Here is an 18,398-nt window from a genome sequence, read left to right as displayed (position 1 = left end):
ACCATGGAAAATAAACTCACACAAGAGCTGCACCAACTGCTGAACAATGGCTTGGTCATTCCAGCCACCCCAACCGCTTTGACCAAAACATTGGATTTAGACGAAAAAAGGCAGAGAGCTTTATTAAGATATTACCAAAGTTCGGGGGCTGGAGGACTGGCCATCGGAGTTCATACCAGTCAATTTGAAATTCGTGAAATAGGACTTTATCAACCTATCTTGGAAATAGGAAAAGAAGAGCTTGATGCCTATGGTGCCAAAAATGGGAAGACCTTATTCAGGATAGCAGGAGTTCTGGGTAAAACTGAGCAGGCTGTGAAGGAGGCGGGAATAGCATCCGATTTGCACTATCATGCAGCTTTGGTCAGTTTGGCCTCCTTCAGGGATACAAGTAATGAGGAATTAATCGAACATTGTAAGAAAATAGCTGAAATTATACCTATAATTGGGTTCTACCTCCAACCCTCCGTTGGGGGACGGCTACTTGACGCCGATTTTTGGCGGGAATTTTCTAATATACAGAACGTTGTTGCCATAAAAATAGCCCCTTTTAACAGATACTGTACAATTGATGTGGTTCGCGGCGTTGCCGAATCCAATAGAAGTGATGAGGTAGCGCTTTATACTGGAAACGACGACAACATCGTAGCTGATCTATTAACTGAATTTAAGATCCCTGTCAACGATGGAATAGTCAAAAAACGAATTATTGGAGGGCTGTTGGGACATTGGGCTGTCTGGACCAAAAAAGCTGTGGAGTTGTTCGATGAGATAAAGCATTCCAATCCTTTGGATGTATCCGAGTTATTGACCAAAGGGGTCAAGATAACAGATTCGAACGCAGCTTTTTTCGATTCCCGAAATGGTTTCAAAGGTTCAATAGCGGGAATACATGACGTTTTGATCAGACAAGGTCTATTGGAATCAAATCATACAATCAATCCAAATGAAAGATTAAGTCCAGGGCAAAAGAAGGAGATAGACCGCATCTATGAAATTTATCCAGAATTGAACGATGACCTTTTTGTAGCCGAAAACCTGGACAATTGGCTCCGTTGATACTAATTTAACACCTATTAAGAAATGAAAAAAATGAAACCATGGTTACTGTATGCTTTGATGGCAACAATTTTTTGGGGAGTTTGGGGTGCTTTTGCTTCATTGCCATCAAAAAATGGGTTCCCTGACACCCTTAATTATTGTGTATGGGCATTAACCATGATCGTGCCTTCCATTTATGTTTTGAAATTAAATAATTGGAAACTTCAGTTTGATAGAAAATCCATTTATAAAGGATTGATTATTGGCATATTGGGTGCTGGTGGACAAATGATTTTGTTTTATGTGGTCACAATTGGGCCAACCTACCTTATTTTTCCAATAATCTCACTTTCACCAGTTGTTACAATTCTACTATCGGTCCTATTTCTAAAGGAACGCGTCCGTAAACTTGGTGCCATTGGAATAGTTTTGGCCCTTTTGGCCTTGCCATTATTCGAATATTCCAATGGTCCGGATACAGATATGGGAGAAAACGGAATACTTTGGTTCATCTTAACGATATCCATTTTGATCGCTTGGGGAGTGCAAGCTTACTTTATGAAACTGGCCAATCAGTCCATGAATGCGGAAAGCATCTTTTTTTACATGATGATCTCGGGCATTATGCTTATTCCCATTGCACTGTTACTTACAGATTTTAAGAAAGATATAAACTGGGGACTACATGGCCCTTATCTGGCCTCATTAATACAAATAATGAACTCCATTGGCGCATTGTGCCTGGTTTATGCATTTCGATACGGAAAAGCAATTGTTGTCTCTCCAATGACAAATGCTGGAGCTCCCTTAATGACTTCCATTATATCAATGATTTTGTTGGGGATCGTACCGGGCAAATACAAGGTGTTGGGTATCGCTTTTGCAATATTGGCAGCCTTTTTACTGGCCTTGGAACCTGAAGAAAAAGACCAATAATAGGTTAGAAAAACAATATTACGTCAAAGTCGTGTGTGCAAACCATATCAGCTGTCCATAAAGCCCAACAAACAACAAATCATACTTTGATCCTATAATCAATCATAAACTTATCAAAGATACTGGATAGGCTCAACCATTACAATTGATTTCCGACCATAATTTTATCGCCTTCCTTGTATTCAACTTCTCCAATATAAGGACCAGGAACAGGGCTATAGTTTAGGTTTTGCTTTATCCCTTCCTCAGTTGAAAAATATATGGAAATAACCAGTTCCTTAATTTTCAAAAAAAATGGAAACTCACCGTTGCGCTCATTTTTCCTTTTGATGCACTCTTCTTCTACTTTCTCTAAATACAAGTTCCGTTCCTCTTCACTAAGTGAGCTAAAATTGATCTCATGAAAAGTTTGGCAATTTTTATTAAATTGTTCCAAACCATCTAAAAAACTTTCTCTGAACCTGTTTTCAAAAGCATCTTTGAGCAAAAGATCCAAGTATTTATATACGTCAACCTCAGAAGCACTTGGTGTTTTGGTTTTTGGAATGATCGTGTCTGAAATGGCCATGACAAGTTTGCATTGCTCATCATTGAAAACGTGTAATTTTCCAATTTTCGAGCCTTTCTCCTTACAGCCTTGGATTACAGTAAAAACTGATGGCATAAATAACGTTGACGCTACAACCCATGAAATTTTCACAACTGCTTCTCTTCTTTCCATAAAAGTAAAATCTTATATTGTTTATTTATACATAGAATTAATTCCAACGGTCTTTACGTTCGCTATTTCCATGAACCTGATTAGTAGTATTTTTAAAAATAGGTAAATCCCAATTCTGGTCTTTAAAGAATTTGACCTAAGGATTTTCCCATATATTTATTCCCTTAGACAAAATAGTCCACTATTCTATGGTACATTGAATAGACCAATAAAGCCACGATTACCAATCCAACCACACCCAGAACATTCTGAGGCCAATCATTCTTGTATTTATCCATCACTTTTGCATTGTTGGCAATGGAAAAAATTCCAATTGCTATGGCCGGAACGGCCAGCATGGAAAAAGCCTGTGCTATGATCAACAGATATACCGGGTCTCCCAAGCCCTTTGAAACATATGAGGCAATTGTCATTCCTCCTAGTAAAATAAGGACTGTAAAAAGCTTTGGAAACCTCTCATCCATTGATTTTCCCAACCCCAACCCATCAGATAAAAGCCCTCCCCCGATCACCGCATTTACAATCAATGAAGAAAAGGCTGCTGCAATAAATCCAAAGGCAAAAATATATTTTGCATAGTTGCCCAAAAGCAATTCCAATTGTATGGCCATATCAGCCGCACTATTAACCTTAATTCCCAATGGTTTTAGGACAGTCGCGGCCGTAATAATAATCAGCAGAGACATTATTGCAAGTAAAATTATACCCAGATTGGTATCCCTTATCCCTTTGCCCATGTCCGCTGGTCCCCATCCCTTGTTCTGAACTAAATACGATTGATACAATGCCCCATTGAGCACAAATGTTGTACCAACAATTGCGGTTAGTTGGTCTATGTCCCAAGCTGATAACTCATGAGGTACGAACCCCTTCATCACGGCAACCATATCCGGCTCAATAAAAATGACATTGGTAACGAACGTGACAATCATAACCATTACCATTGATATCATTACCTTTTCCAGTGCTTTATATAAATTTTTGGAAAAAAATATCAGCACTATGGCACCGGGTGTAAAAATGAAAGGCCAAAGTTCCGCATCCAAACCCGTTACACTTTCCATTCCAATCCCAACACCCAAATTGTTGCCGAACTGAAAACAAAGTGCAGCCAAAAATGAACTCACACCAATACATATGGCAAACCATCTACCGTATTCTTTCGCTATCGCCCCCAAAATGGACTCACTATGCAAAACTCCAAAACGTGTACTCATATTTGTATAGACAATCATAAGAACGGCGGCGGCTACCACTACCCACAAAAAGGCATAGCCCTGGGTCGCTCCAATTTTGGTTGCGGTCGTTATACTGCCAGGCCCCAAAACAACAGCTGCCATTATAAAACCAGGGCCAAGGGAGCTAAATAAATCTTTAAGCTTTTTCATTTTCATTGACTCAAATAAATTGTCTTGCCACGCATATCATGTCCAATTTCTATGATTCCTACTTCAATTTTTGATCTAACAGTTCCGGCCTTTAGCTACAATAACCGTTATATTACCCAAAATATCGCTGGTTTCGAACTCCATTTTCATTCATTTCAATTCAGTTCAGAATCAAAATGTTGCACAACTAACTTATATTCAGGACCAGTGACATTAGCAATGTTTAGAGACCTGAGGAACCATATGTGCTTTTCTTTTGTTAGATTGAGAGTTGACTGCGCCTTAATGCTCCTCCACCTCCCTTCCATGCTGTCTTTGATTTGATATTCTCTTAAGTTTGGTGTCGTGGAATCAATGATGATATGAAGTGTGTCTTTCCGGATTTTTATATCTATATCAAGAACATTGGGTGTCCATTCAATCTTTTTTTCATCCTTGACCTTAATAAACCAATCCAGTTTTTCTTGTGACACCGGCACACCGTCTCGATAGTACGTGTTGCTGTTAAAATAATCATCCTGATAGACCATCAGGGCATTGGTATATTTCGCAGGATGGACTGTATGGCGATTACCGAATACATAAAACTGCACCCAAGTGTATGTTTGGGCAAATTCTTCTTTGGTTCTTCCAATTTCTTCATCAAATTCAATAGAGATTCTTCCGGGGCCTTTCATCAAATCCATATCAACTCCATTATTCTTAATAAATTCATTTCTCACCTCCAATGCTGAAAGCGGTATCCCGTTCTTTTCAAAATGGTGGTCATATTTGGAATCTGACAAGAACCACTTTCCATATTCATTGGACCATATCTCATTTACACCGTGGTTGCCGTCAGGGCCTCCTTTGGCACCAGGACCTGCATTTATTGTCCTTGTAACATAACCGTATGAATTCATTATCGCATTTTGAACCCGCATAAAGTGCGCGCAGTGAAATCCATTACCTTTTAGGGCATTATCCAAAATGCTCTCAGCATATCCTCCCCCGGGATAGCTCGGGTTATGGTCTTCAATTTTAATCACTGATTTTATCCAATGTCTCAACAATAAAATCCTTTCAAATTCACTTTCCTCTCCTTTGAAAATGGTATCCAGTTGGTATTTCTCCTTGAGATGTTCAAACCTAGGGTCATTAAGATCTTCAAATGAACGAAACTCGGTATTCGGCACGTATTCCAGATTGGTGCTGACTTTCAACCATTCATAAGTAACAGTTTTGTTCTCGCAGCCTAAAACAAGAATTAATATCAATGAAAACACCATCCCCTTCTCTCGTCTAAACCTTCTTATATCGTTCAAATGAATTTTTTTTGGGAAGACGCCTTACTCGCTGATGCTAAACTCATTTTCTTATTGTAAATCTTCATTATTTGAACTTTAGTATCCCATTATATCCAATTGGCAAATACTCTATTTTACCTCAACGACGAGGGGAGTACTAATTTTTTCGACAAATGCCGACAAGTAATTCTCCCAATCGTTCCTTATCTTAAACTGACCGCTTTCTTTCCATCCGAATCCTGCATAATAGACTACTCGATTATCAATTACCTTTAAATGTCCATATACATTGCTCAAGTCCGTTTCTTTGGTCTCGTATATTTCATACCCTTCATAATAGACTTTTGGGATGACAATCGCCATCCCCAATTCCGAATCTTCATGAGGCTGCCAATAACTCAAATAACCTTTTACTGCATTGGCGGTCACAAACCCATCATTCTCATGTAAAGTAAGTCCAGCGGAAATCCGATCGGTTCCATGAATCAATATTTCGTATTTGGCAAGGTTACTCCCATAGTCCAAAGAAATCCTCTGTGTCTCGCGTATGACCTTGTCTTCGGCATACCAATCGTCATAGGTCAGCTCAAAACTTGTACGTATTGGGCCGTTTGAAATAGTTTTCCACGATACAAAGTTTTTGGAGAAATGGTAGGAACCGTTCTCTTTTATCGCAACACCACCTACACCCCTACTTGCGCCAACATGGAAATTATCCAAGCCCTCTCCCGTATCTTTATGATAACTCCCTTTCCCCGAAAGGGTTTCTTCATACCATTTGTCAATTATGGGATATTCGACTTTTTTTAACCAAGCATCTATACCGCTTGTCAAAGTGCCTCCGGGAATCCCCTGCTCGACCATTTTCTGGGCCGAGGGTCCAAATGTCCTAAAGGCAACCTTATTGTTCTCCCAAGCATAGTCATCTGTTCTTTCAGGAACAAATCTCGAATAACATCTCATGTCCCATTTATTGCTATTGCCATTAGAATCAAAAACGACCTCATACTCTTTTTCAGAAAATCCGGATATTTTAGGCTGGAATAGAAGGCTTTCATAGACCCCATCCCCATCTTCATCGATAAGTTGGGATACTTGAATCTCATTGGTCTCCGCATCAAGTATATAGAAGTACTCCAATGGTTGGGTAATACTCAAAAGTTCTTTGTTAAGTGCTACCGTCTCGAATGACCTGTCATTCTTTAGCTGGTTTTTAATTACGATTGTTTTGTTGTTCCCCAACTTATTTGAACAGGCCATCACGATGCATAAAATGGACAAGGGCAATACCCTTCTCTTATATAGATTGTGCAAAGTGTTCAAGTTACCTCTATATGAATTGTTTTGGCCCATCGTCAAATCTTCTTAATTGATATATAAATTTTGCAATTCTTCCATATTATATAATGAACCCGATTATCAGAACATAATATCCCCAATCCAACATAATCCATCCATTTTTTGTTCCGAAACTTTGGAAAAGCGGGCAATAAATGATCTCTGAAACAAAAAATACTTTTCCACCATGAATATCTTCGCCAAATCCCAATCATGATTGTCCACTCCTTTTATTCAATAACCGTCCTTTTGATTTCATTCCCATATTTATGGTCAACAATCATTTTGGCAACCGGCGCTTCACTGCCTATTGAAAATCCTCCCTTCTCCCCTTTTCCCAACCATCCAAGTATGCTTTGTTCCCCTATCTGAAACCCGTTTATATTATCATCGTATCTAATTCTTTTTACGTCAAGAGGTTTTTCATTTACACGATGGGGAACAATAAGACTCAGAAAATGCAATTCTTTGGCTTTTTCCACATTCGAAGCAGAGAAATGCCATTGGTTGGGTTTTCCGGCAGCATTTAAATCAGGTGCCACGTCAAATTTATCGGTTTGATCAAACTGCAATTCTCCTGATGACATTATATAAATATCCAATACGGCATTTCCCTTTTTGACCTGTAACCGTTGTTCTGAACCATCCACTTTGATTCTTTCCAAAGCATGTAGTAAATAACTAAAAATTGCAGGGTCTTCTGTTTTAATATAGTCCTGTACAACAATCCACGGTTTTTCTTTATCATGGCTAAATACCACAGTTCTTCGCATCTCCTTGGTTTCAGTATCAATCCTCGGCAGAGGGTCATCCAGGTTTGCCTTCCAGTGTTCAATCTCTTTTTCACTGGTGGGCAAATTGTAGCCTTGGGGGCATTCTGCAGTCACTATCGTAAGTCCATCCGTAGTTTTATAATCTTCAATTTCACCCTTTGCAGCCATTGATTGAACGTGTTGCCCTCTGCCATTTACCAAAATTGCATTATGCGCTTTGGTCTGTCGGGTCCACAAGAAATGATGGGGGCCGCCATAATATGGATAATACCCTGAATCGATAAGTAGAGACTCGCCAAATGCGTTTATTTGAAAACTGTTCTGGTCCGCATGGCTATGGCTAAACGATCCGAAGGGGCTAGATTTGAAAAGCATCCAGACATCGTTTTCAGCATTCCCTAAATCTGAATGCATTGCAACCCAACCAATATCAGTAAAAATCTTGGATTGATCCAATGAATTAGGATTGATCGGTTCAACTTTTGTAGGCTTTGCATTAAGAACACTTATAACATCCTCCATGAAAAAACCCTGCCACAAATATTCTTTTGTTAAAAGTGGCATACCATCCTTCTTATTTGTGACAATGTTTTCAGCTTGCCATAAAAGATAAGGATCTCCATATATATTGGCATATCGCTGTAAAAGCAATTTATCCTTTGGTGAATGGGAATCTTCACCTCCATCTCCAAAGGCACCCCGGGTTGCATAGGGAGGATTGCAATAGAGTCCAAAATAACCATTGTTTCTAAAAAACGGTTTGTTATATAAATTAACATCACTGCACAAGCTCAATGCCTCGACAAAATTGGTCTGGTACAGATTGTACGTACTATTGTATGAAAGTCCCTGTGACCACCCCCCATCATCCCCGCCCCACGTCGGAAAAGATGTTATATAGCATTGAATGACGTAATCCAGCCATTTCTCTGCGTCAGGTAAATCCCCAAGTGTTGCCAATCCTGCCAAACCGGTAAACGCCAAGGACCTTACCGTGTGATTATCCCATGGCTCTGAAATAAAATTAAGGTCATGATACCTCTTCAACATTTGGTTTCCGCGCTCCTGAATACTTGACAAAACAATTTTCCGCTCATTTGAGTCCAATTCATCCTTAATCCAATCATAAACCATACCCATGCGTTCCAATAATGGCATACTCGCCTCAGTATTTCCTTCAAAACCTGTGCTTTGTGGAACCCTGAAGGATGTTATTCCATTCGGATTCCAACTGGCAAAGTGCAAAAGCCATTTTTTTGCTCCTTTTAAATATCTTTCCTCCTTGGTCAGCTTCCAAGCCAAAGCCATCCTTACCATGTTTGCAGTTCCCGTTTTGACCGGCTTATAGATTCTTCGCCATTCAGTAACATCAAAAACGCTGTCCTTATAAGGTGCCGGCTCAGGGTACAGAGATTCTGTCAGTGCCGAATCAGCAATGGAGCGGCACAATTCCCAAAAAGGGACGTCACTTGGATTTGCGTTAATTCTTTTTTGAAGGCTATTGACAAGGGTAGAACTTAAAAAAATTCTCGGTTTTACGCCCTTGACCTGTTCCTTGAGTTCAGATATATTGGGCATTACCAAAGATGGAATTCCCTTATCCACCATAAATGTCCTTAGCTTTGTACGTCCGAAAACATTCCCAACCGAATCACTGAAGGTAACCAACCAGCTATACCTTCCAGGTTCCAACGTTTCCTTCATTGCCACAACCGTATTTTTCAGCCCTACATCCTTATAAAATACTTTCTTCCCACCCTCCTCTTTGAGCAATAAAAAATTATATTTATATGCCTTTTGGTTTTTTGGCCATGTAAATCCAGGTGGATTAACTTGAATGAGCTGTTGATCTATTGGGTAGTAGGGCAAGGACCTTCCATCCGTATTACCTTCGACCACCAACAAGGAGTCATAAAAAACATTATTTGTTGATTCGCAAGCCGTTAAGCTTATCAAAAGTAAATTAATCAGAATGATCGTTTTTCTCATAAAGTAATTTCTATTGCCAATAGTGGGATTAGATAACCATGGATTGGTGTTGGACTGATTTCAAATTCCCATTTATCCATTTAAATGATTCCTTTTTTCATTTGTTCAACCGCAAAATTGACCGCTCTTGCGGTTAGCGCCATATATGTAAGGGAGGCACTCATGTGTCCTGAGGATGGCATGCAAGACCCATCGGTAATAAAAAGGTTTTGTATATCATGACATTGATTATACGCATTTAGGACAGATGTTTTTGGATCATGCCCCATTCTTGCGGTACCCATCTCATGTACAGAATCCCCCTGAATGGTAGGTCCCTCTTTGACAGTTATATCTATTAGGCCTGCAACCTCAAGGATTTCCCTTACCTGCTCCTTCATGTCATTCCTCATTTTCATTTCATTCTCACCAAAGCTCGCGGTCATCCTCAGAAGAGGAAGACCCCATTGATCTTTTCGCTCACCATCCAATTCCACTTTATTTTCGTAATATGGCAGGCATTCCCCATAGGCAGACAGCCTCATTTTCCATGGCCCAGGTTTGGTAAGAGATTCCTTGAACCCACTACCAATCCCTATCGCAGATGGGTCTATACCTTCCCTTTTTGCCGCTCCCCATATTCCAAATCCTCTCAAATAATCCATTTCTTGGCCTTTGACATTCCTAAATCTAGGAATGGCAATGGAAGCAGGCCTATATCCCATATCGATTTTATCTTCAAAACCCTCCAATATTCCAAAAGAAGAAATATTTTTATGATGGTCCATCAAATAATGTCCCAACACCCCACTAGAATTGGCCAGACCATCTGAAAACCTGGAAGTCTTTGAATTCAGTAAAATCCCAGTTGAGGCCAATGTGGATGCACATAAAAATATCACCTTTGCATAATATTCAGTACTTTCGTGGGTATTCTTATCAATCACCCTAACCCCTGAAGCTTTGTCCCTTTTCTCATCGTATATTATGGATTCAACGATGGCATCCGACCTCAAAGTGAGCTTACCTGTATCATATGCTGCAGGCAAAGTGGAACTGTTACTGCTAAAATAAGCCCCGAAAGGGCAGCCCGTATTACAGACATTTCTAGTTTGGCATTGCGACCTACCTTTGAACTGTCCAGGTTCCACTTTGGTAAGATGGGCCGCTCTATTCGGTATCAATTTGCGGTCACCGTAATGGGCCTCAATCCGTTCCTTAATTACTCTTTCCGCAAAATTCAATTCAAAAGGTGGCAAAAATTGGCCATCTGGAAAGTGGGGGATATTTTCAATAGACCCACAGACTCCAATAAATTTCTCAACATAATCATACCAAGGGGCCAAATCTCTATATCTAAGGGGCCAATCCACACCAATCCCATCCTTTAAGTTTGCTTCAAAATCAAGGTCGCTCATTCGATATGCCCCTCTTCCCCAAATTAAGGAACGCCCTCCTGTTTGATATCCCCTGAACCATCGATAAGGTTTATCCTCAGGGAAAGAGTATGGATGCTTTTTATCGTTTACAAAAAAAGGTTTGCTCGCGGGACTGAAATTATACTTCTTGCTTTGTATGTGATATTGCTCTCTATCTTCAAGAGTATCATATTTCAGATGTTTAAAATCCCATGGAGCCTTTGCAGTGTTGGGATATCCCTCAATATGTTTTACCTCCCGTCCCCTCTCAAGGACAAGTGTCCGAAGGCCATTTTCGGTCAACTCTTTGGCCGCCCAGCCACCCGTCATTCCCGATCCGACCACAATGGCATCATAGGTATGGTCATTACTCATAAAATACCGTTATATTATTCAACTTCCTCAACAATCCTGTTTATCAATATATCACCATGCTCAATCCCATGGTTTCCACTTCCTTTCCATAAGTGCCAAACTTTGGAACAGATATCCAAATCCGTATCCCCATCGATGTCACCAACAAGCGCATCATGTCCCCCAATTTTGTTGTCCAATATCACTCTTTCCACAAACTCTACCCGCTGTCCCTCACCTATATTTTCCCAGATGTACCAACGCGGAGAGGCTCCTTCGGGCAGAAGCGTTTCATCCTCCTGATCACACGTGAAAATGTCCGAATCACCATCATTGTCGAAATCCCCTACATACAGTGAATGAAAAGAGCCCCTAATTCCACTTGCTGACATGGGCAGGAAATTAGTGGTAAAATTTGGTGGTACGGATCCATCGTTTTCCAACCATGCAGCCCTTGAAGCTTTCTGATCTGAATCCGTCATTACAATGTCTTGGTCACCATCCCGATCCAAATCTATGATCCAACTTCGGGAAGACAATCCAAAAGGACCCCTCTTACCAAATGGCAATGGATGCCTCTTCCATCTTTTACCATCTCCTCCATTTTCCATCCACCTATCGGGAAGTACCAAGTCGTTGTCCCCGTCACCATCCAAATCACCTATGCCCCTTGGAAAGAAACCGGAATGGATATGGTCGTTGTCAACTAGCACATCAAGCGTCACCAATGTTCTTGACCACTTGGAAGCAGTACTCGGACTCTCTGGGACATTATACCAATAAACTCCTTCGGCCTCCCCCATCAATACCAAATCCTCTTTACCATCTTGATTCATGTCAGCCACCACAACATCGTGAATGTTGGAATCGATACTTTCATCAAACACATATCTTTCAAATTCCAATTCCGAAATGTTATGGGTATTCCTATACCAAAAACCCCCTGCGATAACATCTTCCCATCCATCCCCATCTACATCAAAGGTTGCCGAGCCCAATTGCCTTATTGGACCGACCGTACTGCTTAAAACATGTTGATACCAACCTAAACTTCCTCGGTTCTCAAACCAATAATAGACATCACGACCAGTAAAGGCATAATCTAAGTCGCCATCATTATCAAAATCCGCCAAAGCCGGACAGCCATAACCCCAATTCATTTCACCAGGTAAATCCGTAGTTATGAAAGCGTGGTCGAACATACCATCACTTATCCCTTTCTTTTCTGGGATTTTTTTTCCATTTCCTCCACAGCCAAGAACCAAGAACCCCAAAAAAAACAAACGGTATTTAAAAAACATAAAACTCATCTGGATATTTAAATTAAACAACTAAACGTAAGAATAAAGTAATTTTAAAAATATAACGAAACTTTATATTAACCAAATATATTTCGTTTTATAATTATATTATAGGTGATTATGCTCTATTATTAGCATATCGTAAGTTGTTGACCCAGGGGCACCATTGCCAGATTCTCTTGCTTCTAAATCCACTGGTAATCTTAATAATCTCTGAGATGATTTCTTCAAGCTACAATCGGCCACCTTGAATCGAAGACCTCCTATTCAGACAAGATAAACAGCAGGATTCTGGAATGGAATTTATTCATCTTTCCAATTGTCCGTCCTAAATGAAGAAGCGGGCAAACCTGACCCATTGATCAAATTGCCTTCCGTACAGTTATCAAAAGCATATCGCACCGCCAAGGGCTCATTAACTCGTTCCGACCAAACTTCTATGGTTCGGTCCGAATTGATGCGCGCCTGTGCTTTATAAAAAACCCTATCCTTTCCAGCTATTTTAAACCCTCTCAATTCACTACCTGCATGGCCAAGCCCTTGCCCGAACTTAAACCCCAATTGCACTTTCCCGCCTGAACGATCCACTATTGTATCATAAATCGGTCCGCTATATAGGACATTGTCCACTCCATATGTATTTGCCAAGGCCAAAGAAACCAATCTTTCACCAATGAGTTTTTTTTCTGCAGGGTGTATATTGTTGCATTCTCCAATGTCCAAAGTCACTACCATCCCTGTATCGTTCAAATTCAGCATCGTTTGCATTTGGGCCTCTCTTAAAAAAGCTGAATTGACTGAAGAATCTTTTTTATAACCAAAAGGGGCGAGTTGTACGAAATAAAACGGCAAATGTTCATTGCCCCATTTGTTTCGCCAAGACTTAATCAATGCAGGAAAAAGTTTTCCATACTCCTCAGGCTCGGATACATTCGACTCCCCCTGATACCAAATCACTCCACTAATGGAATAGGGGACATACGGGTGGAGCATACCATTGTACAATATTGATGGCACCACATTCTTGTGTTTTTCAGGCATTTCGGTGGGGAGTTTTATCCCATACAAAGATAGAGTCTGCCCATCCATCCAAGCCTCAACACTCGATCCGCCCCAAGCAGTCTGAATCAGACCAATAGGGACGTCCAATATTTTGTTCAACCCAGTCCCAAAGTGGTACGCCAGGGCACTGAAGTCTTCAACAGTCGAAGGTTTGGCAATGGTCCAATTTCCCGAGACATCATCCAGTGGCATTAAACCGGCCTGTAAATCAGCTTTAAAAAGACGAATCTTTTTGTTTCTAGAGTTTTTTATGGTTTCCGCGGCGCCATTTATTGGCGATGCTCCATCATGGAATCCTTTCAATGGCATTGCCATATTGGATTGTCCTGAACACAGCCATACCTCACCTATCAATACATCTTTAAAGACTATTTCATCGCTCCCGCTTATAATGACTTTATATGGCCCTCCGGCATCAGGTGTACTCAACCTTAAACTCCATTTTCCATTTTCATCTGAACGGGCTTCGGCTTTACTGCCCCAACTTCCTGTTATTTGAATACTTGTCCCGGGCTTATCATGCCCCCATATGGACACTCTTTCATTTCTTTGCAAAACCATGCCATCATTAAAAAAAGACGGCAATTGAGTTTGGGCAAAAATGGATGGTGAAAGAGCCAATACCACAGCAAAAAAAAGAATCTTGACTTGCAACATAGAGAGTTTTGATTATTTGTTAGTAAAAAGATTAGCGTAGTGTTCCAATGGAAGAAACATTCCAGCACTTTCGTCATAAAATTCATTATGGAGATGGAACATACCTTTTTCAGGTCTGTTCCATGATGATTTGCCCCTTGGGTGGTATCCCACCATTTTGTCCCAATTCCTATAGTTTTGGTGCCCATTGGTCTCCAGCAAGCCAACTCCCAGTTTAGGAAAAGGTCTCAATCTTGCCGCAATTGATTTGTTCCAGTCCACCATTACTGGGTTGACCGTCAGATCGGCACAAAAACAAGGCACCTTTTTTTCTTGGGCCAAACGTGCAATTTTCATGGTCATGCTCAAGGTCTTTGCAACAGGCTTCAATGCCATTGCCGAATACCCCATTTCTATCCTCAACAGGGCATCTTTATCAGTATGTGCACTTTCATCTGCCGCCACAATAACACCTAAATCAGAGACATCCACCTCCAAGTGTTCTGGAAATGGTTCTTCAACCATCAATATTTGATCAAAAACCCCAATTTTCCTGCATTTGTCCAAAAACTGCTTGAAGATATCCTTTGTTTCATACCGACCATTCGCATCCAAATAATAGAAAGTTTTGTCTTTGTCGGCTTTAATATCTTGGGGGGTCATATTGTTCACCTTCTCATGTATGACGACCAATCGCCGTATGTCCCTTTCCAGCATTTCCACCTGTGTACCCGGGGAACCAATTTTTATTTTTAGAATATTGTAGCATTGCCCGGCAAGCCGTTCAATCTCCGATTCGGAAGTTGAAAAGGAGATTGATGGTATACTTGCAATTTTATCGTGCCTAAAGGAAAGCCCTATTCTGTATGCATCGGGCACAAGGTCATCGAAGGATTCAATTTCATTCTGTTTTGCAAAAAGCAACCAAGCTGCATTGTCCACTGAAACCAAGGAATTCAAAGTAAAGGTTTTCCTTAAATCACCATTGTTGGTGATTCTCTTACCATATCCATGCACTTCGTCAAATATATCGTCCAACATTTGGATGGGCGAATCAAATGAACTCTCCTTTATAATCTGCACGGCCCTTCCCGTCAAGTTATACATCAGTGAATTACTTCCGCTTTCCGACCATATGGATGTAACTCCGGAATCGGACCATAACGGACTCTGCACTCCCAGACCAATAGCCTGATTTCCTTGTGGACCATGCATCTGGGCAGCAACTTGCCACAATCTGGTAATATAACCACCTTTGAATCCATAGGAATCAATCAAAGGCTCTCTCTCAAATTCAACATCAACCCTATCGATGGACAGGCGTTTTTTCGGTAAACGATTATATTTGGCACACATAATATTTGGCACTCCAAGGGTTACTGCCCCTCCCAATATTGCTATTTTTTGCATAAACTCTCTCCGGTCATTCTTCCCATTTGAATTCATAAGATTATTTTTCTTCCTATCAAATAGATACATCCCAATACATCATTACTGGGATTTAGTTGCCTTGTCCATTATTTCATCAATGAAAACCCAATCACCATTTCTTCCAACGCTCACATGTGCAGCCTCCATAAAAGCGAATAGTTCAATGGTTTCATGAGACCCTACCGGAACTTCGCCCGTATCAAAATACCTGAGAATTGCATGATGCAAAGGCTCCAAGCCTTCAAAGTCATCCATATTGACCAAACCTTCATCCGTAAAGACCCTCCCGCCAAAGCTTATTCTAGTGTTTTTAAATCCTCTATAACTGCCAATCCGATCATCCGCCCAAACCCCTATAATAAAATCAAAATTTTTACCGCTCATTCTTCGTACCTTTATACAACCTGGCTTCATTACGGTATACAATAGTTCAAGCCCATGTATACCATACCAGTAAAGCTCTGGAAGAATAGATTGGTAGGATATCGGGGCAAAAATATCTGCGCCGAGCACTTTTCCGTTCTGACCATTTCTTATCTCCAAAGCACTGCCCATAAAACGCAAAGAAGAAGATGTAAAGAAGGTACCGCCATACTTTTCTGATATTTTGGATATCTTGATAACTTCCTTAAGACTAGTCGCCATAGGCTTATCAATGAAAACTCTTTTCCCCGATCGGAATATTTCCTTTGCTTGTTTTAAATGAAGTCTTGGATCCACCGTACAAAGCAAGACATAATCCACCTTATCCAATAATTCATTCAGAGTCCTAACCACTTCAACTCCCATATCCACAATTTCCTTGGTAAACCTTTCCACTCTATTGGCACTGGGCGGAAAATCCTTGCTTACGGTCGTAAAAGCCGTTGTGACCCGATAATTTTCCGAACTATTGAAGGCTCTTACCAAAGCTGGACTATGGGAAGTATCCATGCCCACAATTCCTACTAATTTTTTGATCGGCCCCTTACCGCCAATGACCCCCGATACATTCGGCAAAGCCATCCCAATGCCAAACAATGATGCGGACTTGGCAAAACTTCTTCTATTATATTTTTTCTTCAATATGATAATTAAAAAAGGTTACAAAAGATATTATTATATTAAAAGCTTTCTTTTAAGTTTTGTTTTATTTTGCAATATAAGAAATCTATTTATCTTTGAAGTTAAAATCTAAAAATTATGGCTAAGTCAAATGATGCTAGACGAAACTTCATTAAGTCCCTTGGCGTGCTTGGAGCCGGTATGGCCACAGGATGCATATCAAACCATACTACGGAAAAGCCATACATGCCATCCCGAACGCCAGGAGCTAAATATATGGGCGGATTTTCCGCCCCTCCCTTGAATATGGTCAGGTGTGCTTTTATTGGTGTTGGTGCCAGAGGAATCACCCATGTAAGACAACTTGCCGAAATTGAGGGGGTGGAAGTGGTGGCCATCAGTGATCTTTATGAAGATTTGGTCAAAGTCGCGGAAAAGGAATGTAGGGAAAACAATAGTGGTCGGCACCAAAATATTGCACTTTTTCATGGTGACCATGAATTATGGAGAAAAATGCTGGAAGAGGTAAAGCCTGACGCGGTGTTCATTTCAACTCCTTGGCGCTGGCATGCACCTATGGCCATAGCCGCCATGGAGGCCGGGGCGCATGCATTTTTGGAGGTTCCTTTGGCGACGACAGTGGAAGATATTTGGAAAATCATCGATACCTCTGAAAAAACACAGAAGCACTGCATGATGATGGAGAATTGCAACTACGGACGAGAGGAGCTATTGTTTTTGAACATGTGTAATCAAGGGGTCATCGGAGACATCCTCCATGGAGAAGCCGCTTATATCCATGAACTTAGATGGCAAATGGAGCATGAAAATAGGGGAACAGGTTCTTGGCGAACGTACAAATATGCCCATCGCAATGGAAACCTTTACCCCACACATGGATTGGGTCCAGTTTCGCAATACATGAACCTAGTGAGAACTGAAGACAACTTTTCCCGTTTGGTTTCTTTTTCATCCCCGGCCATTGGGCGAAAAAAATATGCTGAAGTAAATTTCGATGAAAATCACAAGTGGAATAAATTGGAATATAAGGGAGGGGATATCAACACATCGATCATAAAAACTGTTTTAGGAAAGACTATTTTGGTCCAATGGGACGAAACAAGCCCCAGACCATACAGCAGATTGAACATGATTCAAGGGACAAAAGGAATTTTGGCAGGTTTTCCAACTCGTGTTTCCCTGGAACACGGAGTAGAAGGAATTACAAACGATCATCACCAATGGGTCCAAGGTGACAATTTACTAGCAATATATGAAAAGTATGAACACCCACTATATAAACGACTAGGTAGCCTTGCAGCCAAAAGAGGGGGGCATGGAGGCATGGATTTTATTATGAGGTTCAGGATTATAGAATGTTTGAGAAACGGAGAGCCTTTGGACCAAAACCTTTATGAAGGAGGCTTTTGGAGCGCCGTTGCTCCATTGTCCGAGGCCTCTGTTTCCGAAGGGGGCACACCCCAAGATTTTCCAGACTTCACAAGAGGAGATTGGAAAAAGACAGAGCGGTTAAAGATAATTACCTAGTGTACAACCATTTCATTGATTACAAAAAAAACACAAAATATGGTTTTATTGCATTAGCACATTCTCTTTGCAGACAGAACCCATACGATTCCCTAAAAACTAAATACAGTCGCAGAGATTATAAGTTAGATAGAATAAAATCGGGATACGCGT

The 18,398-nt window shown here is 40.7% G+C and carries 13 protein-coding genes; 3 read left to right on the top strand and 10 right to left on the bottom strand.

Annotated elements, in window-relative coordinates; all coding sequences use genetic code 11:
* The first annotated feature begins 3 nt into the window (after positions 1-3).
* Together AB1A65_RS16785 and AB1A65_RS16780 are read left to right on the top strand one after the other, a co-directional pair.
* A complete protein-coding gene (locus AB1A65_RS16785) occupies positions 4-1,059 on the top strand; it encodes a dihydrodipicolinate synthase family protein (protein WP_366591088.1) in 1,056 nt (351 codons plus the stop codon).
* 24 nt (positions 1,060-1,083) lie between these two features.
* Positions 1,084-1,977: an EamA family transporter gene (locus AB1A65_RS16780; RefSeq protein ID WP_366591087.1), complete on the top strand. Its 894-nt coding sequence runs from the start codon at positions 1,084-1,086 to the stop codon at positions 1,975-1,977.
* Positions 1,978-2,116: 139 nt separating this feature from the next.
* Here AB1A65_RS16780 and AB1A65_RS16775 read toward each other — a convergent pair whose 3' ends face one another.
* From AB1A65_RS16775 to AB1A65_RS16730, 10 genes are all read right to left on the bottom strand, one after another.
* Positions 2,117-2,698 carry a gluconate 2-dehydrogenase subunit 3 family protein gene (locus tag AB1A65_RS16775; RefSeq protein ID WP_366591086.1) on the bottom strand — a complete coding sequence of 194 codons (582 nt, stop codon included), beginning with the start codon at positions 2,696-2,698 and terminating at the stop codon, positions 2,117-2,119.
* 164 nt (positions 2,699-2,862) lie between these two features.
* Positions 2,863-4,086: an Nramp family divalent metal transporter gene (locus AB1A65_RS16770; RefSeq protein WP_366591085.1), complete on the bottom strand. Its 1,224-nt coding sequence runs from the start codon at positions 4,084-4,086 to the stop codon at positions 2,863-2,865.
* Between the two features lie 155 nt (positions 4,087-4,241).
* Positions 4,242-5,390, bottom strand: a complete 1,149-nt coding sequence (locus AB1A65_RS16765; RefSeq protein ID WP_366591084.1) for a transglutaminase-like domain-containing protein — start codon at positions 5,388-5,390, stop codon at positions 4,242-4,244.
* A 111-nt stretch (positions 5,391-5,501) separates the two neighbouring features.
* Complete coding sequence (locus AB1A65_RS16760; RefSeq protein WP_366591083.1) at positions 5,502-6,725, bottom strand: DUF4861 family protein; 1,224 nt, start codon at positions 6,723-6,725, stop codon at positions 5,502-5,504.
* Between the two features lie 215 nt (positions 6,726-6,940).
* Positions 6,941-9,472: a DUF4962 domain-containing protein gene (locus AB1A65_RS16755; protein WP_366591082.1), complete on the bottom strand. Its 2,532-nt coding sequence runs from the start codon at positions 9,470-9,472 to the stop codon at positions 6,941-6,943.
* 80 nt (positions 9,473-9,552) lie between these two features.
* Complete coding sequence (locus tag AB1A65_RS16750; RefSeq protein WP_366591081.1) at positions 9,553-11,244, bottom strand: GMC family oxidoreductase; 1,692 nt, start codon at positions 11,242-11,244, stop codon at positions 9,553-9,555.
* Positions 11,245-11,258: 14 nt separating this feature from the next.
* Positions 11,259-12,533: a VCBS repeat-containing protein gene (locus AB1A65_RS16745; protein ID WP_366591080.1), complete on the bottom strand. Its 1,275-nt coding sequence runs from the start codon at positions 12,531-12,533 to the stop codon at positions 11,259-11,261.
* A 294-nt stretch (positions 12,534-12,827) separates the two neighbouring features.
* Positions 12,828-14,243 carry a sialate O-acetylesterase gene (locus AB1A65_RS16740; protein WP_366591079.1) on the bottom strand — a complete coding sequence of 472 codons (1,416 nt, stop codon included), beginning with the start codon at positions 14,241-14,243 and terminating at the stop codon, positions 12,828-12,830.
* A 12-nt stretch (positions 14,244-14,255) separates the two neighbouring features.
* Positions 14,256-15,668 (bottom strand): hypothetical protein, encoded by a 1,413-nt coding sequence (locus AB1A65_RS16735; RefSeq protein WP_366591078.1) that lies wholly within the window; start codon positions 15,666-15,668, stop codon positions 14,256-14,258.
* A 45-nt stretch (positions 15,669-15,713) separates the two neighbouring features.
* Entirely contained in the window at positions 15,714-16,718 is a 1,005-nt protein-coding gene (locus tag AB1A65_RS16730; RefSeq protein WP_366591077.1) for a Gfo/Idh/MocA family oxidoreductase, read from the bottom strand.
* A 117-nt stretch (positions 16,719-16,835) separates the two neighbouring features.
* On the opposite strand from AB1A65_RS16730, the gene AB1A65_RS16725 reads away from it, so the two are divergent.
* Positions 16,836-18,245 (top strand): Gfo/Idh/MocA family oxidoreductase, encoded by a 1,410-nt coding sequence (locus tag AB1A65_RS16725; RefSeq protein ID WP_366591076.1) that lies wholly within the window; start codon positions 16,836-16,838, stop codon positions 18,243-18,245.
* Positions 18,246-18,398: the final 153 nt, after the last annotated feature.

This window comes from Allomuricauda sp. ANG21 (assembly GCF_040705235.1).
Classification (GTDB): Bacteria; Bacteroidota; Bacteroidia; order Flavobacteriales; family Flavobacteriaceae; genus Flagellimonas; species Flagellimonas marina.
The sequence above is the reverse complement of the archived record's forward strand: the minus strand, read 5'-3'. Positions and strand labels throughout refer to the sequence as shown.